The sequence below is a fragment of the Pseudomonas sp. D3-10 genome, from assembly GCF_051132175.1.
Lineage (GTDB): Bacteria > Pseudomonadota > Gammaproteobacteria > Pseudomonadales > Pseudomonadaceae > Aquipseudomonas.
Genome location: NZ_CP071668.1, coordinates 3692126 through 3718452 on the forward strand (window position 1 = coordinate 3692126; position 26327 = coordinate 3718452).

General features: G+C 60.3%; 27 protein-coding genes. 11 read left to right on the forward strand and 16 right to left on the reverse strand.

Going from position 1 to position 26327, the window contains the following annotated elements:
• Nucleotides 1-165 carry a hypothetical protein gene (locus J3P90_RS16580; RefSeq protein ID WP_420764636.1) on the forward strand — a complete coding sequence of 55 codons (165 nt, stop codon included), beginning with the start codon at nucleotides 1-3 and terminating at the stop codon, nucleotides 163-165.
• 198 nt (nucleotides 166-363) lie between these two features.
• Here the strand turns inward: J3P90_RS16580 and J3P90_RS16585 are convergent, their stop codons facing one another.
• Together J3P90_RS16585 and J3P90_RS16590 are read right to left on the reverse strand one after the other, a co-directional pair.
• Nucleotides 364-1113: a TerC family protein gene (locus J3P90_RS16585; protein ID WP_420764637.1), complete on the reverse strand. Its 750-nt coding sequence runs from the start codon at nucleotides 1111-1113 to the stop codon at nucleotides 364-366.
• A 27-nt stretch (nucleotides 1114-1140) separates the two neighbouring features.
• Complete coding sequence (locus J3P90_RS16590; protein ID WP_420764638.1) at nucleotides 1141-1404, reverse strand: hypothetical protein; 264 nt, start codon at nucleotides 1402-1404, stop codon at nucleotides 1141-1143.
• Nucleotides 1405-1540: 136 nt separating this feature from the next.
• Here J3P90_RS16590 and nhaR point away from each other — a divergent pair, with 136 nt between their 5' ends.
• Nucleotides 1541-2437, forward strand: a complete 897-nt coding sequence (nhaR, locus tag J3P90_RS16595) for a transcriptional activator NhaR (protein ID WP_420764639.1) — start codon at nucleotides 1541-1543, stop codon at nucleotides 2435-2437.
• On the opposite strand, the gene J3P90_RS16600 is transcribed toward nhaR, so the two are convergent.
• Nucleotides 2434-3594 carry an MFS transporter gene (locus J3P90_RS16600; protein ID WP_434610638.1) on the reverse strand — a complete coding sequence of 387 codons (1161 nt, stop codon included), beginning with the start codon at nucleotides 3592-3594 and terminating at the stop codon, nucleotides 2434-2436. The two genes, nhaR and J3P90_RS16600, sit on opposite strands and share 4 nt — an antisense overlap.
• Before the next feature lie 280 nt (nucleotides 3595-3874).
• Between J3P90_RS16600 and sstT the strand changes: the two genes are divergently transcribed.
• On the forward strand, nucleotides 3875-5107 hold the full coding sequence (gene sstT / locus J3P90_RS16605) for a serine/threonine transporter SstT (RefSeq protein ID WP_434675058.1): 1233 nt from the start codon (nucleotides 3875-3877) through the stop codon (nucleotides 5105-5107).
• Between the two features lie 79 nt (nucleotides 5108-5186).
• Here the strand turns inward: sstT and J3P90_RS16610 are convergent, their stop codons facing one another.
• Nucleotides 5187-5696 carry a DUF1993 domain-containing protein gene (locus J3P90_RS16610; protein ID WP_434650554.1) on the reverse strand — a complete coding sequence of 170 codons (510 nt, stop codon included), beginning with the start codon at nucleotides 5694-5696 and terminating at the stop codon, nucleotides 5187-5189.
• Nucleotides 5697-5825: 129 nt separating this feature from the next.
• Here J3P90_RS16610 and J3P90_RS16615 point away from each other — a divergent pair, with 129 nt between their 5' ends.
• Nucleotides 5826-6473, forward strand: a complete 648-nt coding sequence (locus tag J3P90_RS16615; RefSeq protein ID WP_420764643.1) for a YceH family protein — start codon at nucleotides 5826-5828, stop codon at nucleotides 6471-6473.
• A 6-nt stretch (nucleotides 6474-6479) separates the two neighbouring features.
• Here J3P90_RS16615 and J3P90_RS16620 read toward each other — a convergent pair whose 3' ends face one another.
• Nucleotides 6480-7301, reverse strand: coding sequence for a shikimate 5-dehydrogenase (locus tag J3P90_RS16620; RefSeq protein ID WP_420764644.1), 822 nt, complete (start codon nucleotides 7299-7301; stop codon nucleotides 6480-6482).
• Between the two features lie 245 nt (nucleotides 7302-7546).
• Here J3P90_RS16620 and J3P90_RS16625 point away from each other — a divergent pair, with 245 nt between their 5' ends.
• On the forward strand, nucleotides 7547-7897 hold the full coding sequence (locus J3P90_RS16625) for a hypothetical protein (RefSeq protein WP_039589121.1): 351 nt from the start codon (nucleotides 7547-7549) through the stop codon (nucleotides 7895-7897).
• Nucleotides 7898-7981: 84 nt separating this feature from the next.
• Here J3P90_RS16625 and J3P90_RS16630 read toward each other — a convergent pair whose 3' ends face one another.
• From J3P90_RS16630 to J3P90_RS16650, 5 genes are all read right to left on the reverse strand, one after another.
• Nucleotides 7982-9502, reverse strand: coding sequence for a nucleobase:cation symporter-2 family protein (locus J3P90_RS16630; protein WP_420764645.1), 1521 nt, complete (start codon nucleotides 9500-9502; stop codon nucleotides 7982-7984).
• A 138-nt stretch (nucleotides 9503-9640) separates the two neighbouring features.
• The gene (locus J3P90_RS16635) at nucleotides 9641-10462 is read right to left on the reverse strand and encodes an arylamine N-acetyltransferase family protein (RefSeq protein ID WP_434610630.1); all 822 of its coding nucleotides are present in this window, start codon (nucleotides 10460-10462) and stop codon (nucleotides 9641-9643) included.
• Nucleotides 10463-10577: 115 nt separating this feature from the next.
• A complete protein-coding gene (gene xth, locus J3P90_RS16640) occupies nucleotides 10578-11372 on the reverse strand; it encodes an exodeoxyribonuclease III (RefSeq protein WP_420764647.1) in 795 nt (264 codons plus the stop codon).
• Between the two features lie 70 nt (nucleotides 11373-11442).
• Nucleotides 11443-14019, reverse strand: coding sequence for a bifunctional diguanylate cyclase/phosphodiesterase (locus tag J3P90_RS16645; RefSeq protein ID WP_434675059.1), 2577 nt, complete (start codon nucleotides 14017-14019; stop codon nucleotides 11443-11445).
• A 199-nt stretch (nucleotides 14020-14218) separates the two neighbouring features.
• A complete protein-coding gene (locus tag J3P90_RS16650) occupies nucleotides 14219-15790 on the reverse strand; it encodes a sensor domain-containing diguanylate cyclase (RefSeq protein WP_434675060.1) in 1572 nt (523 codons plus the stop codon).
• Nucleotides 15791-16076: 286 nt separating this feature from the next.
• On the opposite strand from J3P90_RS16650, the gene J3P90_RS16655 reads away from it, so the two are divergent.
• Together J3P90_RS16655 and J3P90_RS16660 are read left to right on the forward strand one after the other, a co-directional pair.
• Nucleotides 16077-17225: a mechanosensitive ion channel family protein gene (locus tag J3P90_RS16655; RefSeq protein ID WP_434563318.1), complete on the forward strand. Its 1149-nt coding sequence runs from the start codon at nucleotides 16077-16079 to the stop codon at nucleotides 17223-17225.
• 87 nt (nucleotides 17226-17312) lie between these two features.
• Nucleotides 17313-17792, forward strand: a complete 480-nt coding sequence (locus J3P90_RS16660) for a hypothetical protein (RefSeq protein ID WP_420764651.1) — start codon at nucleotides 17313-17315, stop codon at nucleotides 17790-17792.
• A gap of 31 nt (nucleotides 17793-17823) precedes the next feature.
• Here J3P90_RS16660 and J3P90_RS16665 read toward each other — a convergent pair whose 3' ends face one another.
• Together J3P90_RS16665 and J3P90_RS16670 are read right to left on the reverse strand one after the other, a co-directional pair.
• Complete coding sequence (locus J3P90_RS16665; protein WP_434610621.1) at nucleotides 17824-18066, reverse strand: hypothetical protein; 243 nt, start codon at nucleotides 18064-18066, stop codon at nucleotides 17824-17826.
• A 109-nt stretch (nucleotides 18067-18175) separates the two neighbouring features.
• On the reverse strand, nucleotides 18176-19399 hold the full coding sequence (locus J3P90_RS16670; protein ID WP_434675061.1) for an MFS transporter: 1224 nt from the start codon (nucleotides 19397-19399) through the stop codon (nucleotides 18176-18178).
• Between the two features lie 258 nt (nucleotides 19400-19657).
• On the opposite strand from J3P90_RS16670, the gene J3P90_RS16675 reads away from it, so the two are divergent.
• On the forward strand, nucleotides 19658-20575 hold the full coding sequence (locus J3P90_RS16675) for an AraC family transcriptional regulator (protein ID WP_434675062.1): 918 nt from the start codon (nucleotides 19658-19660) through the stop codon (nucleotides 20573-20575).
• 162 nt (nucleotides 20576-20737) lie between these two features.
• On the opposite strand, the gene J3P90_RS16680 is transcribed toward J3P90_RS16675, so the two are convergent.
• The 4 genes from J3P90_RS16680 to J3P90_RS16695 form a co-directional block, all read right to left on the reverse strand.
• Nucleotides 20738-21631 carry a LysR family transcriptional regulator gene (locus tag J3P90_RS16680; protein WP_434610614.1) on the reverse strand — a complete coding sequence of 298 codons (894 nt, stop codon included), beginning with the start codon at nucleotides 21629-21631 and terminating at the stop codon, nucleotides 20738-20740.
• A gap of 7 nt (nucleotides 21632-21638) precedes the next feature.
• Entirely contained in the window at nucleotides 21639-22325 is a 687-nt protein-coding gene (locus J3P90_RS16685) for a cysteine hydrolase family protein (protein WP_434675063.1), read from the reverse strand.
• A 122-nt stretch (nucleotides 22326-22447) separates the two neighbouring features.
• Nucleotides 22448-23317 (reverse strand): TIGR03915 family putative DNA repair protein, encoded by an 870-nt coding sequence (locus J3P90_RS16690; RefSeq protein WP_434610610.1) that lies wholly within the window; start codon nucleotides 23315-23317, stop codon nucleotides 22448-22450.
• Entirely contained in the window at nucleotides 23308-24528 is a 1221-nt protein-coding gene (locus tag J3P90_RS16695) for a putative DNA modification/repair radical SAM protein (RefSeq protein ID WP_434563302.1), read from the reverse strand. The genes J3P90_RS16690 and J3P90_RS16695 overlap by 10 nt, the downstream gene beginning before the upstream one ends.
• 161 nt (nucleotides 24529-24689) lie before the next feature.
• Here J3P90_RS16695 and J3P90_RS16700 point away from each other — a divergent pair, with 161 nt between their 5' ends.
• The 3 genes from J3P90_RS16700 to J3P90_RS16710 all read left to right on the forward strand — a co-directional run bounded on the left by J3P90_RS16700 (nucleotide 24690) and on the right by J3P90_RS16710 (nucleotide 26279).
• Nucleotides 24690-24860 (forward strand): YhfG family protein, encoded by a 171-nt coding sequence (locus J3P90_RS16700; protein ID WP_085987050.1) that lies wholly within the window; start codon nucleotides 24690-24692, stop codon nucleotides 24858-24860.
• Nucleotides 24860-25465 carry a putative adenosine monophosphate-protein transferase Fic gene (locus tag J3P90_RS16705; protein WP_434675064.1) on the forward strand — a complete coding sequence of 202 codons (606 nt, stop codon included), beginning with the start codon at nucleotides 24860-24862 and terminating at the stop codon, nucleotides 25463-25465. The genes J3P90_RS16700 and J3P90_RS16705 overlap by 1 nt, the downstream gene beginning before the upstream one ends.
• Before the next feature lie 64 nt (nucleotides 25466-25529).
• Nucleotides 25530-26279 (forward strand): metallophosphoesterase, encoded by a 750-nt coding sequence (locus tag J3P90_RS16710; protein ID WP_434675065.1) that lies wholly within the window; start codon nucleotides 25530-25532, stop codon nucleotides 26277-26279.
• Nucleotides 26280-26327: the final 48 nt, after the last annotated feature.

Consider the following 26327-nt stretch of genomic DNA (forward strand, 5'->3'; position numbering starts at 1 on the left):
ATGAGCCTGATGACGACTATTCTGATGCTGGTTTTCGGCTGGTTGAGCGTAGCGGCAGCCATGTTGTGGGGGGTGTTGCGAATCGCCCGTCGCCACCATCCCGCACCAAGACGAGAAATGCAGCAGACCACTAAATCTTCCAGGCGCCACGCCACCGCGCACTAGGGCCTGCAGAAATGTGATCGCGAAGGCCAGACAACGCGAAACGGGGCGAGGAAGCGCAGTGTCCTGAAGTACATGAGCATTCCGAACCTCGTTCAACGCAGTCTGGGCGAGTGCGGATACGTTTCGTATAGGGCCTAGAGCGTCACCATGAAAAAAGCCGCCCGGGCGTTAACCCGGGCGGCTTTTGTCTGCCTTGGATCAGGCTTCGTCGACCAAGACCTTCTGCTTGGCGCGACGGGACATCATGTTCAACACCTCGATAGCCGCCGAGAAGGCCATGGCCGCGTAGATATAGCCCTTGGGCACGTGGGCACCGAAGCCTTCCGCGATCAGCGTCATGCCGATCATGATCAAGAAGCCCAGGGCCAACATGACCACGGTGGGGTTGTCGTTGATGAATTTCGCCAGCGGCTCGGCGGCCAGCAGCATCACCAATACCGAGACCACGACGGCAATAATCATGATCGGCAAGTGCTCGGTCATGCCCACCGCCGTGATGATGCTGTCAATGGAGAACACCAGGTCAAGCATCAGGATCTGACCGATCGCAGCGGCAAACCCCAGGGTCACGCCGGAAGTGGCCGACTTCGGATCATTGGGCGCCGGGTCCATGCTGTGATGGATCTCGGTGGTCGCCTTCCACAACAGGAACAGGCCGCCGGCGATCAGGATCATGTCCTTCCAGGAAAACGCCTGGCCGAGAATCTCGATGACAGGCTCCGTCAATTGCACGATGAAGGCGATGGTGCTCAGCAGACCCAGGCGCAGGATCAACGCCATGCCGATGCCAATCCGCCGCGCCTTGGCACGGTGTTGCTCGGGCAACTTGTTGGTCAGGATCGAAATGAAGATCAGGTTATCGATGCCGAGCACGATTTCCATGACGACGAGGGTTGCCAGAGCAATCCAGGCGGTGGGGCTGGCGGCGAGCTGTAACAGATAATCCATGGGTCAGTCCTGACTCGATTTGACGGGTTAGAGGGTATGGGTAGCGGGTTCGGATTCTTCAGCGTCCTTCTCCGGCGCTTTCTTGGGGCTGATCAGCCCGCCGGTGGCGTCACTGAGGGCTTGCTCGGCGGCCTTGTGCGTATCGTCGATGGCCTGCTTTGCCGTTTCGACAGCTTGCTCCTTCAACTGCTCGGCCAATTGTTGGGCGCTTTTTTCCGCTTGTTCGCAGCCCACCAGGGCCATCGAGGAAAATGCCAGCAAGGCTGCAAGCCCCAGGGTTCTATACGTCATGCACATTGCCTCTCAGAGAATAGAGGGAGCACGAAAGATGGCTCACCGATGGCCCGGAATTCTAGAGAGGGAAATACTTCAGGAAAATTCGTATTTTCAGCGGCTATACTTCGGTTTTTACGAAGCGGCGAGAATCATGCTCAATTATCGACAGCTGCATTATTTCTGGGTCGTGGCGAAAACCGGCAGCATCGTGCGGGCCTGCGAGCAACTGAACCTGACGCCGCAAACCATCAGCGGGCAAATCTCATTGTTTGAACAGACCTACAACATCAAGCTGTTCCGCCGAGTCGGACGCCAGTTGGAACTGACCGAGGCCGGCCGCCAGACGCTGCCTTACGCCGAGCACATGTTCCAACTGGGCGGCGAACTGGAGCTGATGCTGCGGGCTCAACCCAACGAGCAGCAAACGCTGTTCCGGGTCGGGGTGGCGGACGTCGTGCCCAAATCCATCGTTTATCGGCTGTTGGCACCTACCATGGAATTGAGCGAGCCGCTGCGCATTACCTGCCGGGAAGACAAGCTCGAACGGCTACTGGCCGACCTGGCGATCCAGCGCCTGGATCTGGTGATTTCCGACAGTCCGATGCCAAGTCATCTGGATATCAAGGGCTACAGCCAGAAACTGGGGGAATGCGGAATCAGCTTTTTCGCCACCCCGGCGTTGGCCGAACATCATGGGCAGGACTTCCCCCACGGCCTGCATGACGCACCGCTGCTGATCCCCGGGCCGGAGACAGTCGTGCGCAGCCGGCTGCAACGCTGGTTCGCTGAACAGCAGATCCAACCGCGCATCGTCGGTGAATTCGATGACAGCGCATTGATGCAGGCGTTTGGGCAATCCGGCAGCGGGATCTTCATCGGTCCCAGCGTGATCGCTGAAGAAGTCCAACAGCAATACGGGGTACAGGTGATCGGCCAGACCGATGCGGTGAGCGAGTCTTTCTACGCCATCTCCGTGGAGCGCAAGGTCAGCCACCCGGGCATCGTCGCGATCGCCGAGGGGGCGCGGCGCGAGCTGTTCAGCGCTTAGCGCTGCACACAGGCGGCGCGGGGCTTGAACGTCATCAGCAATAACGCCAGCAGGATCGACACCAGAATGAACCCGGCCGCGGCGAAACCGACCTTACCCAGCCCAAGGGTATCGATGACCCGACCGCCAACCATCGCGCCCAGGCCTATACCCAGGTTCGCCCCCGCGATATTCAGCGACGCGGCAAAGGCCGGAGCTTCTGGTGCGGCCTTCATCAGCCGGACATGGCTGACCAAAAACAGCGCCGCCTGGGTCACGCCCCATATGCCAAGGGCGGCGGCTAGCCCAAGAGTCGAATGGATACTCGGCACCAGCGCGACCATGCCGCCGATCATGAACAGGCAGAACACCATCGAGGCGATCAAGGGATGCCGGTCCACCGCGCGACCGCCCAGGGAATTGCCGAGCAGGCCTACCGCGCCAAAACCCATCAGGCACCAGCCCACCAGCGTGCCATCGAAGCCGGCCAGGCGTTCAAGGATATCCGCGAGGTAGGTGTAGGCGGTGAACATGCCGCTGAACACCAGGATCGACAACAACACATGCCCTTGCATCAACGGGCTGTGCAGGATCTTGAATTGCGAGCGAAAGCTCACCTGGTGTTGATGCAGGTTTGTCCTAGGCAAGTAGATGAACAGCAGCAGCGCCTTGGCGAACGCAATGACGGCCAGGATCGCAAAGGCGCTTCGCCAGCCGAATGCATCGCTGATCAGCGTACCCACCGGGATACCAAACACCGTGGCGCAGACGATACCGAAGCCGATCCGGGCGATGGCCCTCCCGGCGAACTGCGGCCCGACTATGTCCACTGCCGTTTCGCTGGCCAATGCCCAGAACACAGGCAAGCCTAGGGCCGGGATCAATCGGGCAACTGCCATGACCCAGATGTTGGGCGCCAGCGCCGCCAGGGTGTTGGCCAACGCGAACATCACCAGCACGCTGATAAACAATTTGCGCCGTTCAACCCGGGCGAACCAGGCGGTGAGGAACGGCCCGAACGCCGCGACAGTAAACGCAAACAGCGTCACTAACAGCCCCGCCTGGGGAATGGTGACGTGCAGGTCGCGGGCAATGGAAGGCAGCAGGCCGACGATGATGAATTCCGTGGTCAACACCGTAAAACCGGCGGCGGACAACAGGAAAATGGGTAACAGCATGCGCGACTCCGGGGAAAACGACGACACCAGCGATAGCCATAGGCCCGCTGGCGGTATTGAAAAGTGAGAAGGACAAAGCCTACCAGAATGTGCCCGTCAGAAAAACGTGCTCAAACATGGGGGTGACGGATCGTCACGGGTCCGTCAGATTTTTCGTCGGGCTGTGATAAAGTCCGCGACCTGCAAACGCTCTACCTTCTTTCGGTCCCGTCCATGTGGCCTGCCGGCTTATAGCCCCGTTCGGCTGACCGTTACACATAAAAAAATCAGAGATACCGTTATGACAGCTGTCTCCCCTTCTCCATTGCACCGCCTCAAAAGCACTGGCCTGGTCACGCAGATCATTATTGGCCTGATCGCCGGTATTGTCCTGGCATGGCTGGCGCCGGACCTGGCGAAATCCACTGAATTCATCGGCAAGGTTTTTGTGTCCGCGCTCAAGGCGGTGGCACCGATCCTGGTGTTCGTGCTGGTCATGGCCTCTATCGCCAACCATAAGCACGGCCAGGAGACCCATATCCGGCCGATCCTGTTCCTTTATCTGTTGGGTACTTTCGCGGCCGCGGTGGTCGCGGTCATCGCCAGCACGCTGTTTCCCTCCAGCCTTGTGCTGAGCACCCAGGACGTTGCGGTCACCGCACCGGGTGGCATCAGCGAAGTGCTGCAAAGCCTGGCGTTGAGCGTCGTTGACAACCCGGTCCGTGCATTGATGACCGGCAACTTCATCGGCATCCTGGCCTGGGCCATCGGCATGGGCATCGCCATTCGCCATGCCGGCCAACCCACGCGCACTGTGCTCGAAGACCTGTCCAACGGCGTGACCGTGATCGTGCGCCTGGTCATCCGCTTCGCCCCGCTGGGGATTTTCGGGCTGGTGGCCTCGACGCTCGCCACTTCTGGCTTCAGCGCCCTGCTCGGCTACCTGCATCTGCTGATCGTACTGATCGGTTGCATGCTGTTCGTGGCGCTGGTGGTCAACCCACTCATCGTGTTCTGGAAACTGCGTCGCAACCCTTACCCGCTGGTGTTTACCTGCCTGCGTGAAAGCGGCATCACCGCGTTCTTCACCCGCAGCTCCGCGGCGAACATCCCCGTAAACCTGGAGCTGAGCAGACGCCTCGGCCTGCATGAGGATACGTACTCGGTTTCGATCCCGCTGGGTGCGACCATCAACATGGCGGGCGCCGCCATTACCATCACGGTCCTGACACTGGCCGCCGTGCATACCCTGGGTATCGTGGTGGATATCCCCACCGCCGTGCTGCTCAGTGTCGTTGCCGCCGTCTGCGCTTGCGGTGCTTCCGGGGTCGCGGGCGGGTCGCTGTTGTTGATTCCCCTGGCGTGCAGCCTGTTTGGCATTCCCAGCGAAATCGCCATGCAGGTGGTCGCCGTAGGGTTCATCATCGGCGTGCTGCAGGATTCGGCTGAAACGGCGTTGAATTCGTCCACCGATGTCTTGTTCACGGCGGCGGCTTGCCTGGGTGAAGAAGAGCGGGCGCGGGGCGCGGCGTAAACGCTTGGTGGCCTGACAGCCAGCCATAAAAAAGCCCGGGACGGCTCCACCGCCCCGGGCTTTTTCATGCCTGCGGGAGTTAGAACGCGCCCATGTAATCGCGCTTGCCTACTTCCACGCCATTGTGACGCAACAATGCATATGCGGTGGTCACGTGGAAGAAGAACTGCGGCAAGCCGTAGGTCAGCAGATAATTCTGGCCAGTGAAGCGTTTTTCCTTCGGCGTGCCCGGACGGGTCACGATTTCGATGCCTTCCTTGCCGTCAATCTGCTGGGCATTGATGCCATCGATGAAAGCCAGCACCTTGGCGATCAATGCCTGCAGCTCAGCGAAGGTGGTCTCGCTGTCGTCATACTTCGGCACTTCGATCTCCGCCAGGCGCGCGGACACGCCCTTGGCGAAGTCCACGGCAATCTGCACCTGGCGTACCAACGGGAACATGTCCGGGAACAGGCGCGCTTGCAAGAGCGCGTTCGGATCGATGTTCTTGGAGGTGGCGTGGGCCTCGGCCTTGTTCAAAACATCGCTCAGGGCATTGAGCATTTGCTTGAAAACCGGGACGGAGGCAGCGTACAGGGAAATAGTCATGGCGATCTCATGGAGTAATGGAAGGAAACGAATCAAACGTGGGCGATTATAGCCACGGCTTGTTGCGCACCTTGTCTTTTATTGCGCAAGGATTAGGCTAGGCGGCTTCCACAGCATAGGGAACGCGCGATGAGCATCGAAGAACAAAGCCCGGCCGAAGAACCGCGGCTCAACAGCACGGAAATCCGCATTCTTGGCGCCCTGATCGAAAAGCAGGCCACCAATCCCGAGACTTACCCCCTCACCCTCAACGCGCTGGTGTTGGCTTGCAACCAGAAAACCAGCCGCGAACCGGTGATGAACCTCAACCCAGGGCCAGTCGGCCAAAGCCTGCGAGCCCTGGAAGGACGTGGTTTCACCCGGTTGGTGATGGGCAGTCGCGCCGACCGCTGGGAGCACCGGGTCGACAAGGCGCTGGAACTGGTGCCGGCCCAGGTGATCCTGATGGGATTGCTGTTCCTGCGCGGCCCGCAGACCGTCAATGAGCTGCTGACCCGCAGCGGCCGCATGCATGATTTCGAGGACACCGAGCAGGTGGTGCATCAGCTGGAGCGCCTGATCGCTCGTGGCCTGGCGTTGCTGGTGCCGCGCCAGGCCGGCCAACGGGAAGACCGTTACATGCATGCCATGGGCGACCCGGCAGACATCGAGGCGATCCTCGCCGCGCGTCACCAGCCGACCGAACGCAGCGCGGCCGGCGGCGTATCGCTGGAGCGTATCGAAGAGCTAGAAGCGCGAATCGCAGCGCTGGAAGAACGGCTGGCACGATTGGAATGACAGGGCCTACACCGCTCGGGCAAACGCCACGGCCTTGTCGAATTGTTCCAGGTTGGGCCGAACGCCGGTGTACAGGACAAACTGCTCCAACGCCTGGATCGCAATGACCTCAAGGCCGGTGATCACCCGTTTGCCTTCCGCTCTGGCATGCACGATCAACGGCGTTTCCGAAGGAATCGCCACGACATCGAACACAGTGTCGGCGGCAGCGATGGCGGCGGGCTCGAATGCCAACAGGTCCGCTTCCGCCCCGCCGGTCATGCCGATCGGCGTGACGTTGATGAGCATCTGCGGCCGTCGGTCACCCAACTCGGCTTGCCATTCGTAACCCAGCGTGTCGGCCAGCGCTCGGCCGGTGGTTTCGTTGCGGGCAACGATCAAGCCGTTTGTATAGCCGCCGTCGCGCAAGGCGCTGGCGACTGCCTTGGCCATGCCACCGCTGCCGCGCAAGGCAAATGTTGACTCCTTGGGCACGGCATGGCTTTGCAACAGTTGCGCGATGGCGATGTAGTCCGTGTTGTAGGCCTTCAAATGACCATTGGTATTGACGATGGTGTTGATCGACTGGATGGCAGCGGCGGAAGGATCCAGCTCATCGACCAAGGCAATGCAGGCCTCCTTGAATGGCATCGACACACCGCACCCGCGGATACCCAGGGCACGGATACCGCCCACTGCCCCGGCCAGGTCCTGGCTGGTGAACGCCTTGTAGTAGAAGTTGAGCCCCAACTGCTCATACAGGTGATTGTGAAAACGCAGGCCGAAATTGCCCGGGCGCCCCGATAGCGACATGCATAGCTGGGTGTCTTTGTTGGGGTTCATCTGCATGTGCGTCTCCTTCAAGCCACTTTCGGATGGACGGGAGTGTCGTCCCGACCGGTTCATCGATGATCAGACACCGTGCGCAGCGAACCGACTCGGTGTTCGTAAAAAAAATCTGTCGCAGACCTTACACAACCTTTACCCAACAGCGCCGCAAATCCTGGGAAAATCGCTGTCATAGCAAGTATCCCCGCGCCCTTATTCGGGTCTGTAGCAGGCCACAGGCGCCGGGGTCGGAACGAGGAAACGCCATGAAACGCAAACTCCCTATCATCGCCCTGCTCGTGGGGGCACTCGCGGTCACCGGCCAGGCATCCGCCCATGGTCGCGGTGGTTGGGAGGGGCCCGCAGTGTTCGGCGCCATCGTCGGCTCTGCCATTGTCGGCTCCGCGCTCATCAACCGAGACCGGCCGGTTTACGTACAACAGCCCGTCTACGTTCAGCCACAGCCGGTCTACGTGCAGCAACCTCCACCGGTCTACTACCAGCCACAGCCGGTGTATATCGAGCAGCCGATCTATTATCGCCCGGCCCCGGTGTATTACGGGCCACCGAGGGGCTATTACTACGGTCCGCCACGTGGGCACTACGGGCGCTGGTAAACGGCCCCTCTAAAGCGAAACAAAAAAACAGCCTGTGATTGATCATCGCAGGCTGCTTTTTGTTGGGCTGGGGTTTCGCCAAGGCTAGACGTGCTCACCGCTTTTCAATCGCACCGGGCCATGATCCCCAGTGGGATGCTCAGGTGCGGCTACGACGGGGATTTCGTTACCGTCGCAGTCGTGCAACTTGCCGTCGCTGAAATAGTCACCTTCCCGTAGCGCCGCCAGGTCCTGATAACGCAGCACCCGCTCGGTGCCGGCGGCGAATACCGATTGTTGATCGGAGTTGCCGGTGGTGAAGTGGTTGAAGGCCAGGTTCAACATGATGGCCATGATGGCCGATGAGCTGATGCCGGAGTGAAAGATCGTCGCGAACCAGCTCGGGAAATGATCGTAGAAGTTCGGTGCGGCGATGGGAATCATGCCGAAGCCAATGGACGTGGCGACAATGATCAGGTTGACGTTGTTGCGGTAATCGACCTTCGACAGCGTCCGGATTCCGCTGGCGGCAACGGTACCGAACAACACGATACCAGCGCCTCCGAGCACGGAGGTCGGCACGGCGGCGATTACCCGGCCCATGAAGGGCAACAGCCCAAGCACCACCAGGAACACACCCCCTGTCGCCACCACGAAACGACTCTTGATTCCAGTCACTGCCACCAGGCCGACGTTCTGGGCAAAGGCGCTCTGGGTGAACGATCCGAAGATCGGCGCGATCATGCTCGACAACATATCTGCTCGCAGGCCGTTGCCCAAACGCCGGGAATCGACCTTGGTGTCGATAATCTCGCCCACTGCCAGGATATCGGCCGAGGTTTCCACCAGCGTCACCATGATCACGATGCACATCGACAGAATCGCGGCGATATGAAAGGTTGGCATGCCGAAGTGAAAAGGTGTCGGGAAGCCGAACATTGGCCCCTCACCCACTGACGAAAAATCGGCCATGCCGAGGAACACCGCGATGACCGTACCGATGACCATCGCCAGCAGGATCGATAACCGCGAAATCGTCGCGCTGCCCATCTTGCTCAGCACCAGTACCAACACCAGGGTCACCGCGGCCAGGCCAATGTTGGCCATGCTGCCAAAATCCGGCGCATGGCTGTTGCCGCCCATTGCCCAGCGTGCCGCCACCGGCATCAACGTCAGGCCAATGGTGGTGATGACGATGCCGGTCACCAGAGGTGGGAAAAAACGCGTGATGCGGGAAAACACCGGCGTGATAAGCAGGCCGATCAAGGAGGCGGCAATCACCGCGCCGAGGATGGCCTGGAAGCCGCCCTCCCCACCGGTGCCGACAATTGCAACCATGGTTGCGACGCCGGAGAACGAAACGCCTTGGACCAGCGGCAGCTGGCAACCAAAAAACGGCAGGCCCAGGGTCTGCAACAACGTCGCCAGCCCCCCTGCAAACAACGAAGCCGCGATCAGCAGACCGATGTCGGCCGGGGACAACCCGGCCGCCTGGCCGATGATCAACGGCACCGCGACGATGCCACCGTACATGGTCAGGACATGTTGCAGGCCGTAAGCCATATTCGCGCCGACCCCGAGGTTTTCGTCCTCGGGCCGTGGGAGTGAAACATGGGGCGTTTTCATGGTTCGGGGGTTCCCTGTTTTTTGTTATGCGCACACTGTATTCAAAAGTCAGGACAAATGTCCATAGAGTTGTATACAACTTGTTGCGCATCCGTCGCTGACAGGGAATGCAATTGCTAAACCAAAACGCTCAAGGCATCACACCAACAGCCCTTCGATTGCGGGTCGCAGCAGTTCCCGGGGCGGCACCGTGAGGCTGAATTCATTTTCCAGCAACGTGATCAGCTCATCCGCGTCGTTGATGGTGCGTCGTTCACTTTCGTGCCCGATCCGGTGCACGGCATAGCTGTTGCCGTTGAGCGTCCTACGGAGTCCCTCACCGGTACGGGCGACCATCAGCCTTCCCATGAACGGTGATTCGGGATGGGAGCAGACGTACCAATTGCCCACGGTATAGTCGATTTCCTCCTGGCGTTGCAGGTCGAAAAGGTACATCGGGCGCCATTCATCGCCGACCTGGGCGCGCAGCAGGTAGCCATCCGGGTTGACGTCGATGCGATACGGCTCATGGGGCGTGTGCTGGATATCGCGGCTATCCAGCAAAAGCGGCGCGGTGGGCACCATACCGCCGAAACCGACGTCGGTGATATAGCGCACGCCACTGAGCGTCACCACGCTCAAGCGATGGGTGCGCGCTGTCCAGGCGCCCTCGGCGGCGTTCATCACAACGCGTCCAGTGATGCCCTGGGCATCAAAGCCCAGGGTTTGCAACAGCGCCAGGAACAACTGGTTGAGTTCATAGCAATAACCGCCACGGCCCTGTTCGAAAACCTTCCGCTCGACGGATTCAAGGTCGATGGCGACCGGCTGGCGCAACAGTGTCGAGAGGGTTTCGAAGGGAAACTCGGCCGTATGGCGCTTTTGAAGCTGACGCAGCGTTTCCAGCGTTGGAGGCGGCGCCGTGTCAAAGCCCAGGCGTCGTAGATAGCGACCGGTGTCGCTCAGTCGAGGTTGGCTCATGGGGATGTCCTTTCCTGTCAAGGCAGGGCTTTGGGTTAGCGCGCTGCGATTGGGCAGGTATAAGGCATTTCCTTCCTACGGACAAATCCCACGAGTGCTTGGTCCGCTCGCCCCTTCAGCGTCGCTTGCGCGAAGACAAGCGAATCCAGGTAGGCGCATGGTCACTGGGATGCTCCTGGTTCCTGACCCAGGCATCCACGCCCGCGTCGCTCAGGTATGCACTGGCCACGGGGTTGAGCAGCAGGTGATCGATGCGCAGCCCGGAGTTCTTTTGCCAATGCTGGCGAAAATAGTCCCAGAACGTATAGATCCGCTCTTCTGGGTAGAGGTGACGCAGGGAGTCCGTCCACCCCTGGTCCAGCAGTCGTTGGTAGCACTCCCGGCTTTCGGGCTGCAACAACGCGTCCTTGAGCCAGGAGCGTGGGTTGTAGATATCCATGTCGGTTGGCACCACGTTGTAGTCCCCAGCCAACACCACCGGATGATCACTCGCCTGGAGTGCCTGCGCATAGTCGATCAGGCGCTCGAACCATGCCAGCTTGTAGTCGAACTTCGGACCGGGCTGGGGATTGCCATTGGGCAAATAGAGGCAGCCCACCAGCACGCCATGCACCGCCGCCTCCAGATAACGACTGTGACTGTCTTCCTCTCCTCCTGGCAGCCCGCGTCTACTCTCCAGGGGTTGCGCATCACGGGCCAGGATCGCCACACCGTTCCATGAAGCCTGGCCATGCCAGATCGATCCATATCCCACCGACTCCAACTCGGCGGCGGGAAAGTCCTTGTCCGCAGCCTTGAGCTCTTGCAGGCAGGCAATATCGGGTTTTTCCCGCTCCAGCCATTCCAGCAGGTTAGGCAACCGCGCCCGAATGCCGTTGATGTTGAACGTCGCGATCCGCAGGTTCTTCATGGGCGAATAATTCCTGAATGCCAAGACGTAGTTGTGACCGGCGACAGGCCTCGGGGGTTGCAATCATTGCTCAGGAACCGGTTCTTGACATGGACTGGCTGCTTTCAAGCAAGGCAGCAAATGCCTGCTTGTCGATTGGCCGGCTAAGGAAATAGCCCTGCACTTCGTGGCATTCATCGGTGCCCAATGAACCCAATTGTGCCAGGGTCTCCACGCCCTCCGCCGTGACGGTCAAGCCCATCGCCTTGCCCAGGTTGATAATCGCCTGGACCACGGCGCGGTCGTTGCTGCTATTGCTCATCGAGGCAATGAAGCGCTTGTCGATCTTGATGCCGTCGAACGGGTATGTGCGCAGGTAGCCGAGGGATGAGTAACCGGTACCAAAATCGTCCATGTTCAAGCGCACCCCCAATTCCTTGAGCGCATTCATCACCTGGAGCGCGCCATCCACGTCGTTCAGCATGACGTTTTCGGTGATCTCCAGCTCCAGGCGACTCGCCGGGAAGTGGGTTTCGATCAATACCTGGCGGACATCCTCGACCACATCGCTGCGTTCGAATTGCGCCGGTGACAGGTTGACCGAAACCATCAGCGATCCCGGCCAGGTGAGCGCGGTTTCGCACGCCTCGCGCAGTACCCAGCGCGACAGCGGGACGATCAGGTCGGTTTGCTCGGCCAGCGGAATGAAGGCATCGGGGCTCAACAGACCCTGGGTTGGATGTTGCCAGCGCACCAGCGATTCCACCGCGACGATCTCCTGGCCGTCGACCGTGTAGCGAGGCTGGAAATGCAGGATGAATTCGTTGTTCTTCACCGCTTGGCGCAGGTCGTTTTCCAACTGACGACGATGCTGGATCTGATCGTTCATGTGCGAGGCGAAATAGCACCAGGTCTTTTTACCCTCGGACTTGGCCTGGTACAGGGCTATGTCGGCGCAGCGGATCAACTCGCCTGGTACGTAGCCTTGTCGTCGGCTCACGGCAACGCCGATGCTCGCACCAATGTGCAGGGAATGGGACTCGTAGTGGATCGGTTGCTGCAGGCTGTCGATGAGCCGCGTACAGAATCGGTCGATTTCAGCGGAGTGCTCCACGCCACTGAGCACTATCACGAACTCATCCCCTCCCAGGCGCGCCACCAGGTCCTGTTCACGCGTGCTGTCGCGCAGGCGCTGGGCGACTTCCAGCAACACAGCATCGCCCGCCGCATGGCCCAGGGAATCGTTGATCGGCTTGAAGTTGTCCAGGTCCACCATCAGCAGGGCCAACGGCGCGGAATGCTCCTTGGCGATCAACGCGTCGTCCAGGTGTCGCGCCAACTTGTTGCGATTCGGCAGTCCGGTCAGCGCATCATGCAGCGACAGATGCTGGACTTGAGCGTGGGCGGCCACCTCATCGGTGATGTCGCTGGCCGTGCCGCGATAGCCCGTCACGGTTGCCTTGTCCTGGATCGGTCGCGCCGAGACCCGACAGAATCGCAATTGCCCGGAATGATCGCGGTAAGAGCAGCGCAGGTTGCTGGCGTTCTGTTCTTCGACCAGGTTGCCCAGCCAGGAAGCAATGGGCAGGGTGTCGCAGAACAGCAACTGCTCGATCTCCTGGCCCAGCCACTGCTGGTCGGAAAAACCCGTGACGGCGTTAAAGCGAGCCGATAGATAGGTGATGCGTTGCTGGCTGTCGATCTCCCATATCCAGTCGGACGCCGCCTCGGCCACGGCGCGAAAACGTTCTTCGCTAGCCTCAAGCGCTTGTTTCGATTTTTCAAGGCTGTCGTAGCTGGCGTCCACCTGTCGAGCCGTGCGCATGGCATACCGGAAAAAATAGGCGGTGAGCAACGCCAGGATCAGCAATGCGCCTCCCAACGGCGGAGCCAGTGACCACAGCAAATGCTGGCCCGGCCGCTGCAGCTGCGATATCAAGCTGTAGCCGGTACTGTCCAACGGCACCGCCGGCTGGCCGGGCTCCAATGTGGTGTCTTTCACCAGGTTCAGGTCGGTCAGACCGTAACCCATGCCCACCTTGCGCAGTTTCACCGGCGTCAGTTGGTCGACGAACAGGAGGATCGACGTCTCCCTGGCGTTGACCTGGGGACGTTCGTCGTTGGGCACAATCACCGAAGCCGTGACGACGGCCGGCCAGCCTTCGAACAAGGTGTAGCGGATCGTCGGCCTGGTCAGGTCAGGTTGTGCCTGGAGCTCATCCACGAGGTCCTTCAGCGGCATGTTCATGAACGCCGCCGCGTCGGCCTGGACCTGCTGGCCCCGCACCACGGCATATTTGGTGCGCTCACGGTCAATGACAAACACACCTTCTAGTTCATCGTTGGTGAACAGGGTCTTGCCCATGTTCTGGTCGGCATAGGCCCACTGCACATCGACCTCGCCGCTCAGGTGCTCGTAGGCAGTGGTCCAGTAGGCGTAGCTGGTGATGTAGTTTTTCGTGGCTGTGATGCGATTATCGAGGGCACGCTGGATATAGAAGCGGGTCTCGTCCACATCCTGTGCATCCAGCTTTTGCGCGATGTTGAACAGCGCGGCGACGGCCACCAGAACCCCCAGGACAAACAACACGCCAAGGGCCGCCACCAGGCGACGGGTGATCGGCGTATGACGCGAGACATCGGAGGGGGTATCGGCAGTGGTATCCATTGACCTGTTCCTATCCTTTCGCGCTGGCTTCGCCGTGCAAACGTCACGGCGTGAACCGCATCGGACCGTTGCGCTTTCTTAACCTTAGCAGCCATCGTCCAGCCAGATGATGAGCCCACAAGATTTGACGAAAGGGCCCACGCCTAGCCTGCATGTTGACCAATGGACCGTTATCCGCCGCCGATGATTCCAACGGATCTCAACGGTCGGAACGCTCCAGCGCATCCAGCGCGCCTTCCCTGGATAGGACCGCGACACAGTTGCGACCGCTGTGCTTGGCCTGATAGAGCGCAGCGTCCGCCCGTTGGATAAACACTTCGGTACTGTCCAGGCTGCTCGGCACGAAGGCATAACAGCCGAGGCTGACCGTCAGGTAGCCAGAGGGGGAAGCGGAGTGGCTGATGTGCTTGTCGATGACACAGCTGCGGATCTGCTCGGCCAATGCCATGGCACCGTGCAGGTTGGTGTCGGGCAGCAGGACGGCGAACTCCTCGCCGCCGTAGCGCACCGCCAGGTCGGCCTTGCGATGACAGCAACTCTTGAGCACCTTCGCCACCTCGGCCAGGCAGTGGTCCCCCGCAACATGCCCATAGGTGTCGTTGTAGCGTTTGAAAAAATCGATGTCGAGCATGATCAGGCTCAGGGGGCTGCGCTGGCGAGCGCCTCGCCCGAATTCGATGTCCAGGGCACGTTCGAATAAACGCCGATTCGCCAGGCCGGTCAGGCTGTCGTGGGTGGCGATCAGCTCCAGCGCTTCCTGGGCCTTGCGCAAGTCTGCCTCGATCCGCTCGCTGTTGCGCACCTGGCGCACGAAGACCCAACCAAACAGGCAAACGCCCAACACCACCAAGGCCACGATAAGGCTGGACTGGAACGCCCTGTCGTACCAGCCCGCCAGGATCGCATGCTCCGACATCGCGGCGGTCACCATCAGCGGATAAGCCTGCAGATGCCGGTGCCCATATAACCGGACGATGCCGTCGGGCGCCGGGCGGAGCACCGTATCGCCGGCGCCCATGCTTGCGTGCTGGTGTTCGTAAACGTACTCATCGGCAAGCGGACGACCGATCTGTCCCTCATCGAAAGGACGACGCGCCAGCAACGTACCGTCGGACAGCGCCAAAGACATTTCGCCTTTGGCGTCGAGACTGAAGCTTTTAAAGAATTGATCGAAATAGGACATCTTGATGCCGGCCAGCAGCACGCCCTGGAAGTTGCCCTTCTGGTCATTCAATCGACGGGAAACCGGAATGATCCATTCACCGTTCTGTCGGCTTCGAACCGCTGGGCCGACGTGGGCGATCAGCGAGGCGTTCTGCTGGTGGAACTTGAAATAGTCCCGATCGGCCACCCCCGCCCCCCTGTGCAGGTGTTCGAAAGAAGTAATGATCCACTGGCCGTTCTTGTCGAACAGGAACAGACCATGCAACTGCTCCAGGGACTGCACCCGCCGGGCAAATGTCTGGTGCAGGCGTGGACGTGTCGACGGACCGAACCCGTCGTTTTGAATCCAGTCGGCCAGGCTGGCAAGCGCCAGGTCGGCTTGCAGGAATGTGTCCTGGGCCTGTTGGGCCATGGCCCGGGTGAGGTTGGCCGAAGCGAGGCGCGCCGACTCCAGGTCATGCCGACGGGACTGCTCCAGTTGCAAGAAGAGCAAACCGCAGAGGCACAGGCACACGGCTGCGATGAACATCACTGCGGCCTTGAGCAAAGGCAGGCGTTTCAAGGCACCGCCAGGCGCATGGTTCGGATCGTGGATGGGGATAGGCAAGCGAAATCCTGGGGAGGGCAAAACAGTGAGCGAGTCGCTCAAAAGCCCCCAATAATCGCGAGCTTAGCGTACCGCTTGGGGGGCGGCAATTTGCCTTTAGGAGTAAGTCGATGGATGGCGCAATGGATCCAAAACAAGCCAAGCGCAAGGCACGCGCCGCGCCCGGAGAATAAATTTGAACGGCCCCTGGCCCACATGAACTAACAAAGTTCATGGCCCGGCCCGTGCCTTGCGCGAATCGGCCAGGGCACAACCTGAACAGCAATGGCACAGGTGATCCCGACCCATGGATTCAAGCTCTCTCGACATTTTTACCGACACCCAACTGCTCGGCATTTCCATCGCCAATTGGTTACTGGCACTCAGCGTGATGACGGTGAGTTTCATCGTTGCCAGAGCCGGCATCGGCTTCCTGTTGAAAAACGTACGGGCACGGGCGCAAAGGCCCGATGCCTACGTCAGCCATATTGCTGTCGAGGTCTTGTCCAGCACCAGCAACACCCTGCTATTGCTGGCCTCGATTCTGATCGGCATCGGTGTTCTGGACCTGCCGGAACGCTGGCTGGGTCGGGTCAGCAGCCTTTGGTTCGTCGTCGCCGCCTTGCAGGTGGGGTTATGGGCAAACCGGGCGATCGCCCTGGCCTTGCTGCACTATTTCGCGCGCCACAGCCACAGCGACATCCATCAGAAAAGCGCCTTGGCCACCTTGAGCCTCTGGGGCGCAAAAGTGTTCCTGTGGGCAGTGGTGCTGCTGGCGATGCTTTCCAACCTGGGCGTGAACATCACAGCATTCGTTGCCAGCCTCGGCGTTGGCGGCATTGCCGTAGCGCTCGCCGTGCAGAACATTCTCGGCGACCTGTTCGCCTCGCTGTCCATTGCCGTGGACAAACCCTTCGAAGTCGGCGACTTCATCGTGGTCGGTTCCCTGGCGGGCACCGTGGAACATGTCGGCCTGAAGACCACCCGGATCCGCAGCCTGGGCGGCGAGCAGATCGTCATGGCCAACGCGGGGATGATCAGCACCACCATCCAGAACTACAAACGCCTGCAGGAGCGCCGCATCGTCTTCGAATTCGCCCTGCCTCAGGAATGCTCGACCGAACAACTTCGGCAAGTGCCCGTCATCGTCGAAAACATCATCAAGGCCCAGGAGAAAACCCGCTTCGACCGCGCGCACTTTCGCGGTTTCGGCGAAAGCACGTTGGAATTCGAAACGGTCTACATCGTGCTGGACCCCAGCTACAACGTCTATATGGACATCCAGCAAGCCATCAACCTGGGGATGATGGACGAGTTCGCCAAGATCGGCGTGCGCTTCGCCATGCCGTCCCGCGCCGTGCACGTGGCTTCGTTGCCGGAGATGCCTGAGCAATTCGCCAGGGGGAACAGTGAAAGGATGCCGCTACGAACCGATGGGGCAGGCGCCAAGCATTAACCGTCAATTGCGCTTCCATGACCCAGCGCAAACGCCCACCCTGCCCCTTCGGCTAAGCTCAACCCATCACCACGACAGGGAATCGACATGAGCAAGGCAGACGAACTCGCAGCAAAGCTGAGGCAGGCCCAACGCGCGCCGGCCGACACTGACCATTGCGCCGACCTGGCGATTGAACACTGGCCTGGCCAGGTGTACGAGCTGTACCGCCAGATTGAAAGCTGGCTGGCGCCGGTCTGTGAGGCGGGCCTGGTTATCCGGCGTAACCCCACCCATGTGTTTGAAAGCCATTCCAGCGGGTCGACTTACAACTATGCCATCGACCAATTGGTGATCGAGGGCAATCACCGCCGTATCTTGCTCGACCCGATCGCTCGCTTTTCCCCCGATGCCGAGGGATGCATCGAAATCCATACGAAGGGATTGGAGCGCTGCATCCTGCGCACGGTGGGGATGCATGGCGAATCCCATTGGCATCTGCGGCCAACCGGCCAGCAGAAGCCCGAACCCGTGACCCTCGATGAAGACACTTTCCTGTCGTTCATCGAGGAAGGCTTGGGCCTTTAAGCACAAACGGGATTCAACGGATTGCCCGTTCTCAGAGTCGATTCGATTCAAATGCCGCATCAGGCCCGCTTTTGATTGGCGTCCCTGTTTGCCGGTCAATGAGGATCGCCATGGCATTGTCGATCTCGTCGGCGGCACGCTCCGCATGTTGGGCATCCGCCCAGGTCCAGTGTTGTTCGGACACCAGGCCGCCCACCGCCTGGGCGCATAACTCATCGCAACTGATGCCCATTTTTCCCGCAGCAGCTATTACCGCCAGAAGGGCCTGCTCCAAGGGTTGAATTCTCTCAGTAGACACAACTAACCAACTCGGTAGATAACGAGTCCAAAGTCTACCAAGATATCAATGTGCCACCAACCGCAGCCGCCCAACGGCTCCCAAGTCAACGCCCCGTGCTGTATGTCACGGTGGGCGACGCTTGTGTCGATGGTCGAGCCGCCGCCCGAGCTGCCAGAATGGTGAGGATTGCGGCTACGACCAAGACCGCGGCACTGGTCTCGAAGGTCGCGCGATAACCGCTCAAGTCAAACAGCACGCCGCCCACCGTGGCCCCCGATGCAATGGCGAGTTGAACGATCGCGACCATCAACCCACCCCCTGCCTCGGCATCGTCCGGCAACGTCCTTGCCAGCCAGGTCCACCAACCCACAGGCGCGGCCGTGGCCACCAGGCCCCAGAGGCCGAGCAGTAAGGCTGTGATGGACGCGGAATCGCCGAACCCCACCAAGGCCAGGGCGATCGCGGCCATGAGCAGCGGGATGATGATCAGCGTGCGATACAGGCCTTTTTTGAGGAGCGCACCGATCAGGAAGGTGCCGAGCAATCCCGCCAGACCAATCGCCAGCAACATCAGCGAAAGCAACGAGACGTCCACCCGCGTCACGCTCTCCAAGAACGGCCGCAGGTAGGTAAACAACATGAACTGGCCCATGAAGAACGTGCTGACCGCCAGCATGCCCAACGCAACCGGCGCCCGGGCCATCAGCCTGAAAGGATTGGCGGCGCCCCGTTTCGCCTGGATGGGCATCGACGGCAGGCTCATCAGCAGCCATGCCAGGGCGAGCGCAGCGACGGGCACGATGCAGAAAAACGCACCTCGCCAGCCGATGATCGCTCCCAGGAAACTGCCCAACGGCGCGGCCACGACCGTGGCCAAGGCATTGCCCCCGTTGACGATGGCAAGGGCCCGGGGAACTTTATCCTGCGGCACCAGGCGCATGGCCGTTGCCGCCGACAACGACCAGAAGCCGCCAATAGCAACGCCGATCAGTGCCCGCCCGACCATGAAAACCAGATAACTGGGCGCCAGTGCCGCCACCGTTCCGGAGACGATCATCAACAGCGTCAGCGCCGAGAGCAGCCACTTGCGTTCGATGCGCGCCGCGATCGACGCGATGAACAGGCTGGTGACTAACGCAAAGGCACCGGAGACGGCGATGCCCTGGCCAGCCTGTCCTTCGCTGATGTGCAGGTCTGCGGCCACCGGTGTGAGCAGGCTGACCGGCATGAATTCCGACGCAACGAGTGCAAAGGCCGCCAACGACATGGCGAGCACAGCGCCCCATGCAGGTTTGCCCTGTGGTTTTGGCAATGAGGTATCGGTCATGAAAATCCTGAAATTGCTTGATGGGCTCGGAGCCCCTCTCTTGGGTCTAGTGATTGCACCGAGCATGGACCCGGCGAGCGAGCGCCGTTCCGGATGAGCTTAATGTGACGTGCAGTTTTAACGACTGGCAAGGGCGACCGGTAGAACATTTCGCTGGAGTTCTTGCCCGATCCTGTGAACCCGCCTGTTTCCCATAGGCAACGCTTCGCTTGGCGGGGTAATGTTCTGCCTATAGCTCTCAATCCCGCAGATATCGACATGACCGCCCAAGACAGATCGCTCCAACATAGGCTCGCCAACCTCATCGATAACCGGACGACAGGACCGGGCGACTTTGAAACGTCAATTGCCGGTCTTTGTTTTTTCCGCCGCGACGCCCCTGCCCCACCCATGACCTGCATGATCGAACCGAGCATCGTCCTCGTCGCCCAAGGGATGAAACAGGTGTGGATTGGGGGGCAGGCGTATGGGTACGACACCGCACGTTTCCTTATGACTTCGCTGGATATGCCTGCGAACTCGGAAGTGTTGGCCGCCAGCCCGCAACAGCCCTGCCTGGGGCTGGTCATGCGACTCGATTTGCGCATGGTGGCGGATCTGATCGCCCAGGGCAGCGTGATACCACGGGTCGAGCGCGCCGTCGGGATAGGTGCGGGGATCGGCACCGCCACCCAGGATTTTCTCGAGCCGTTCGTGCGCCTGCTGGCCCTGCTCGATGAACCCGACGCCATCCCGGTGCTGGCGCCCTTGATCCAGCGAGAAATTCACTATCGGTTGTTGATGGGCGACCAGGCCGCGCGGCTAAGGCAGATTGCCTCCGTCGACAGCCAAGGCTACCGGATCGCCAAGGCCATCGACTGGTTGAAGCTCAACTACACCGGGTCTGTACGTGTGGAGGACCTCGCGTCGCGCGTGCAGATGAGCGCCCCGACGTTCCATCACCATTTCCGCCAGCTCACGGCTATGAGCCCACTGCAATACCAGAAATGGCTGCGGTTGAACGAAGCAAAGCGCCTGATGCTCAACGAGCACTTGGACGTGGCGAGCGCGGCCTACCAGGTGGGCTATGAAAGCCCCTCGCAGTTCAGCCGAGAATACAGCCGTCTCTTCGGCGCGTCCCCGAAGCGGGATATCGCGGCGTTGCGCAGGCCGGCAAATGCCATTAAAGCTGATTGACTCGTGGTGCCCGGCTCCACCTTGGCGACTCGGCCTCATCCTACGGGTCCGCCAGCGCAATACATTTGCGCGCCAGGATCAGGGGGATTGCATTGCACCTACACCAACCGCAAGCCAACCATGCGCAAGCCATGGAATACCTTGGAGCGCGCTTCGTTGTGCTCATCCGCCTGACACTGCGCGGTAATACTGCGTCATGTACTCCACGAACACGCGCACCTTGGCCGGCAGATGCCGGGCATGAGGGTAAAGCGCGTAGTAGTGCCGTTCCCCAAGGGTGTGCTCAGGCAGGATTCGCACCAGCCTGCCGGCCAACAGGTCATCTTGCACCGTCGCCAGGGTAAACGCGGCTATGCCGCCGCCTGCCAAGGCATAAGCGTGCAAGGCAGTGATGGTGTCTGTATGAAAAATGCCCTGGCAATCCAGACTGACGGGGCCTTCCCAGGCGCTGGTGAGCGTCCACTGAGGAGTCGCCCCATACGTCAGCAACCGATGCTCGTTGAGTTCGGCAGCACTGCGAGGCAAACCGCACTTGAACACGTAAGCCGGCGCCGCTACCAGCACCAGCGGTGAAACGCTGAGCAAACGGGCGACCAGGCTGCTGTCGGCCAAGGGCCCGCAAATCCGCAACGCGACGTCGAAGCCATCGGCCACCAGATCGACCAACGGATCAGAGCAAGACAAATCGATCTGGATCTCCGGATACCGCGCCTGGAAGGCCGGCAACCAATGCGCCAACTCCAAGGTGCCTACCACCAGCGGCGCGCTGATCCGAAGCAGCCCGAAGGGACGCTCGTGTTCCAGCGCGACGGCTTGGGACGCGGCATCGACTCGGTCAAGGATATCCACGCAGGCTGCGTAGTACCTTTCCCCTGCTGCCGTAAGGCTCATGCGGCGGGTATTGCGATTGACCAGACGCACGCCCAACGTGGATTCCAACTGATGCAAATGCCGGGAAACCGACGAGTGCGTGGTGTTCAGCCGCTCAGCGGCGGCTGAGAATCCCTGGGCCTCAGCGATGCAGCGGAACACACGCATGGCGAGCATCTGATTCATAGGGGGCTTAGCGCACCGGTAGCTTGACGATTTCGGCGGTGTTCATCACATCGCCGAACGTATCCTCAATCTCGGCGAGGGCAGCCCTGTGCAAGGCGTCCTTGTCGATCGATTCCCCATTGACCCGGGTAATCGCACGCGTAGCCGATGCATCGGCCGCCACCAACACGTTATAGCTCAGCGGTGCCGCATCCCGAGCAGCGCCCGCCACGCACGCATGGGTCATGAGGCCGGAGACGATCACGTTCTCGATACCCCCGGCTTTCAGACGCTTGTCCAGATCGGTACTGCCGAACACGCTGACGGTGGTTTTTTGCAAGACCGGGTCATTGGGCCTGGGCTGCATATCAGGATGGAATTTCACGGTTTCACCGTCGATGGCAAACACAGGGGAGCCGGCGGGTGCGATGTGCTGAACGTGGTAGACCGGCATTTTGTGTTCATCGGCGAATTCGATCAGCTTCCGGGCGTTGGCCAGCGCTGCCGGGCCGTCAGGGATCGGCATCTTACCGGTGAAGTATTCATTCTGAAAATCAATCACCAGTAACGCGGTTTTACCGGCAGGCAACTGGCTCACGGGCACTGCACCAGACATTGCACGAATGGTTGGATGACTCTCGGCCGAGGCGCCGGCACTGGCGAGAACGCCTGAGAATACACAGGCGGTGAGCAATCGACGGGTAAAGCTTTGCATGGGCAGTTCCTTCTTTCATGGAGTGAATGAAGGGAATCCTAGGTGGATGGCTGGCGCCGGAACACAGCGCGGACGGCACAGAACTTGTTTGGAATCTGCACAAGTGAACCGTGATCGAGCGCTCAGGACTGTCTACAGCCCCGTACCTCTGCCCCACTGCCCGCGATTATCCGCTTCCCCACTTTCTCCCCCACTTCCAATGCCTGCCCATCCCTCTGCTTGCCCTGCCGCGCCTGCCCCACCAGCTGAGGAATCAACCCCCCTTCCGGTAAGTGCTTCCAGAATCGCCCCGGCATGTGCTGGCGCAACGCGGTGGGGTTGAGCCTCGCCGGATTGAAGATGTGTCGATAATAGGTGCGCCACAGTTCCGCGCCGGGATCTTCGGCGTGGCGGGCCCATTGTTGCCATTGCTCAGGGCAACGGCGTTGATAGTCCAGCGAATGCCCATCGAAACGAATGCCATCGCGGGGCGTTGCGATCAGCCAGCGTTGCCGGCCCAATCGCTCGGCAAAATGCCCGCTCGCGCTTTCAAGGATGTCGTGGGCGGGCTGGTGGAAAGCCACAAGATCCAACTGCAGTTGTTCGGCGACCGCCGGCGGCAGCGGTACGAAACGCACGAACGCATGAAGGTGATGGGCTTCGCGGCTGACCTGTTTGATACGCCGTTGCAATTCGCTGCCCAATCGATCGCCAGCGAGCATTGCGGTGCGGTCGCCATGGGCGACGCGCCAGAGCACTTCGTACAGCAGATTCCAGCGTTGTTCGCCCTGGTAGCGGCTGGCCTGTTCCAATTGCCCCAACAACCCCGCCGGCACGCGCGTCTGGAACGGCCCCGGGCCCTGTGGCAGCGGCGTCGGCACAGCCAGCAGGTCGGCGATCGGGCCCTGGGCCCATGTCACGTCGCTGGGGTCGATTCCGTGGCCCAGCAGCGTTCGGGCCTGGTCACGCCAGGTGCTGAAAACGTCGTCACAATCGAGGGCGATCATGCCCACAGCCCCATTTGCACCGGCCGCTGTGGGTCGCGCAAGCGCGCTCGGAGCAGCCCGCTGCGCACTTGGCCGTCAGCGGGGCGGTAATCGCTGGTCACGATAAACGGACGCGCCTTTTCCAACACGCAACGCAACTGCACCAAGTCGTCGTAGCGAATCCGCCGCTCCCTGCGCAGTGTCACCAGCCGCTGGACACTGCGCAGGCCGATGCCGGGAATGCGCGCGAGCAAAGCCGGCTCGGCGCGGTTGAGGTCGAGTGGAAACACATCACGATTGGCCAATGCCCAGGCCAGCTTGGGGTCGATGTCCAGGTCCAGGTTGGTGGATGTGCTCAATAGTTCGCCTGCCTTATAGCCGTAGCCTCGCATGAGGAAGTCGGCCTGATACAACCGATGCTCCCGCAGCAAAGGTGGCGCGGCCAGTGGCACGCTGGCGGGGCTCTCGGGGATCGGGCTGAAGGCGGAGTAATAGACTCGCCGCAGGCCGTAGCCCTGGTAAAGCGACTCGGCGTTGCTGAGGATGGCGTGGTCATCGGTGGCATCGGCCCCGACGATCACTTGCGTGCTCTGCCCGGCCGGGGCAAAACGAGGCGCCCGCGGCTCGCCCGCCACCGCCTGTTGGCCGTCGTGGATGGTGCCCATCGCCTGACGGATGGTAGCCAGTTGCTTCTCCGGCGCCAGGCGCTTGAGGCTGATCTCCGAGGACAATTCGATATTCACGCTCAGGCGATCCGCCAGCCGCCCGGCCTCTTCGATCAATAGCGGGTCGGCGTCGGGAATGGTCTTGAGATGGATATATCCACGGAACTGGTGCTCTTCGCGCAGCAACCGCGCGACTCGAACCAACTGCTCCATGGTGTAATCGGCCGAGCGAATGATGCCAGAGCTCAGGAAAAGGCCGCTGATGCAATTACGTCGATAGAAATCCAGGGTCAGCCGGACCACTTCTTCGGGTGAGAATCGCGCCCTCGGCACATTGCTGGAGCGGCGGTTCACGCAGTACTGGCAGTCGTACAGGCAGAAATTGGTCAACAACACCTTGAGCAGCGATACACAGCGACCATCCGGCGTGTAGCTATGGCAGATACCCATGCCATCCGTGGCCCCAAGCCCGTCCCGCCCCCGCGAACTGCGCTTGGGGGCGCCACTGCTGGCGCAGGACGCGTCATATTTGGCGGCATCGGCAAGAATGCCTAGCTTGGCAATGAGTTGCATGGGAAACACTCGAAAACTGGATGCATGAACAGTATTCGCGGATGCGCCGTGTTGCAAGCTCCGTTGGTCAATCCAGCCGCCGAACCGACAGTGACAGATGGGTTCATTGGCTACGCGATGGGCTATAATCCGCTCACCCACGTGATTCGAGGTCCAACCCCATGGGCACTGTCAGCCTTGAAACAAAGAAGGCCTACGCGGCCAGGACTCGTAGGTCCAACTACGCAGCGAGCCTGCGCCTGGAGGGCTTCAAGGTGTCTTTCGAGGACGGCGAACGCAAGCTGCCGTCCCGTGAAGACGTGTTGAAGACCTTCACCAAGACCCGAGCCTGATGCCCGACAAATATGGCGTCGGCGAGGACGCCTACTGCTATCCCGGCTCCACGGTCCTGCGCAACAAACTCGATATCCGCGACGAACCCACCCTGGGCGAAGCCGAACAACAGCTCTCGGCCATCGCGGCGAGCAGTGTCGAATTCAACCCGCCCCCATACAGCCTGGCTTACCTTCAGAATATCCATCACGCATTGTTCGCAGACCTGTTCGAATGGGCCGGACAGCTGCGGACCGTTGGCATGGCCAAGCAGGACACTCGCTTCTGCCAACCGGAATACATGGAGAAAGAAGCCGAAAAGATTTTCGCCCGCATGACGGCAGCGAACTGGTTCGAAGCAATGGGCCGGGATGAACTCATAGTCGCCGTGGCGGACGCCTATTCCGATATCAACGTCATCCATCCCTTTCGAGAAGGCAACGGCCGCGCCCAACGCATCCTGTTCGAGCACCTCATCATGAATGCCGGGTTCGAAATAAGTTGGTGGGGAATCGAAAAAGACGAATGGATCAGTGCCAATATCGCAGCTTATAACTGCGTGCTCGATCCCATGGAAACTGTTTTCAAGAAGTGTATTGGACAGCCGATACAATCTCGACCATAAGTTACCTGCGCTCTTTGCTTAAGCGATACATTCCGTGCCAGCCAACCCTGCCGAAAGACGATGTATGAACCAGACCGCCTCGTTCCCCCCGAATGAACGAGGCCGAGACTTTGTCGTGGGCGACGTCCACGGGCATTTCAAGCTTCTGGAAAGGGCCTTGGCGAAACTCGAGTTCAATACCGAAGTAGACCGGGTTTTTTCCGTGGGGGACCTCATCGATCGCGGTCCCGACTCAGAGGACGTATTGAATTGGCTTGGGCAACCCTGGTTTCATGCGGTACGCGGCAACCATGAGCAAATGGTTATCGATGGTATCTGCGGCCACGGAGACAGACACAGGCACATCCGCAACGGCGGCGCCTGGCTCTATGAGTTGAGCCCGACCACCCAGGAGCAACTTCTAGCAGCGCTTCAGCAACTTCCGATCATTATCGAAGTTAAGTTATCCGACGATAAAACAGTTGGGATAGTACATGCCCAAGCGCCAGCTGTCGGGCTTGAAAATGAATGGCAGAATGCGAAGGAAGCCATTACCGGAACGCGAGGAAAGCAGTCCGAACAACAAGCCTTGGCGCAAGCCCTTTATGCCCGGGACAAAATCGAACAGCAGGACCCGACTCCAATCAAAGGCATCCACGAAGTTTATGTCGGACACTCATCAGTCCCGCGCGTCACCCGTCTCGGCAATGTTGTCTACATGGATACTGGCTGCTCCTTTTCCGACGGAGCACTGAGCCTCATGGAAATCGGCAGCCAATCGGTTTTCAGCATAGGCATGACGCAGCGAATGGGTGGGCTGCCTAGTCCGGGGTGAATGCATTCGCTGCAGTCCCATACCTGATAAACTGTGCGGCCTCCGCAT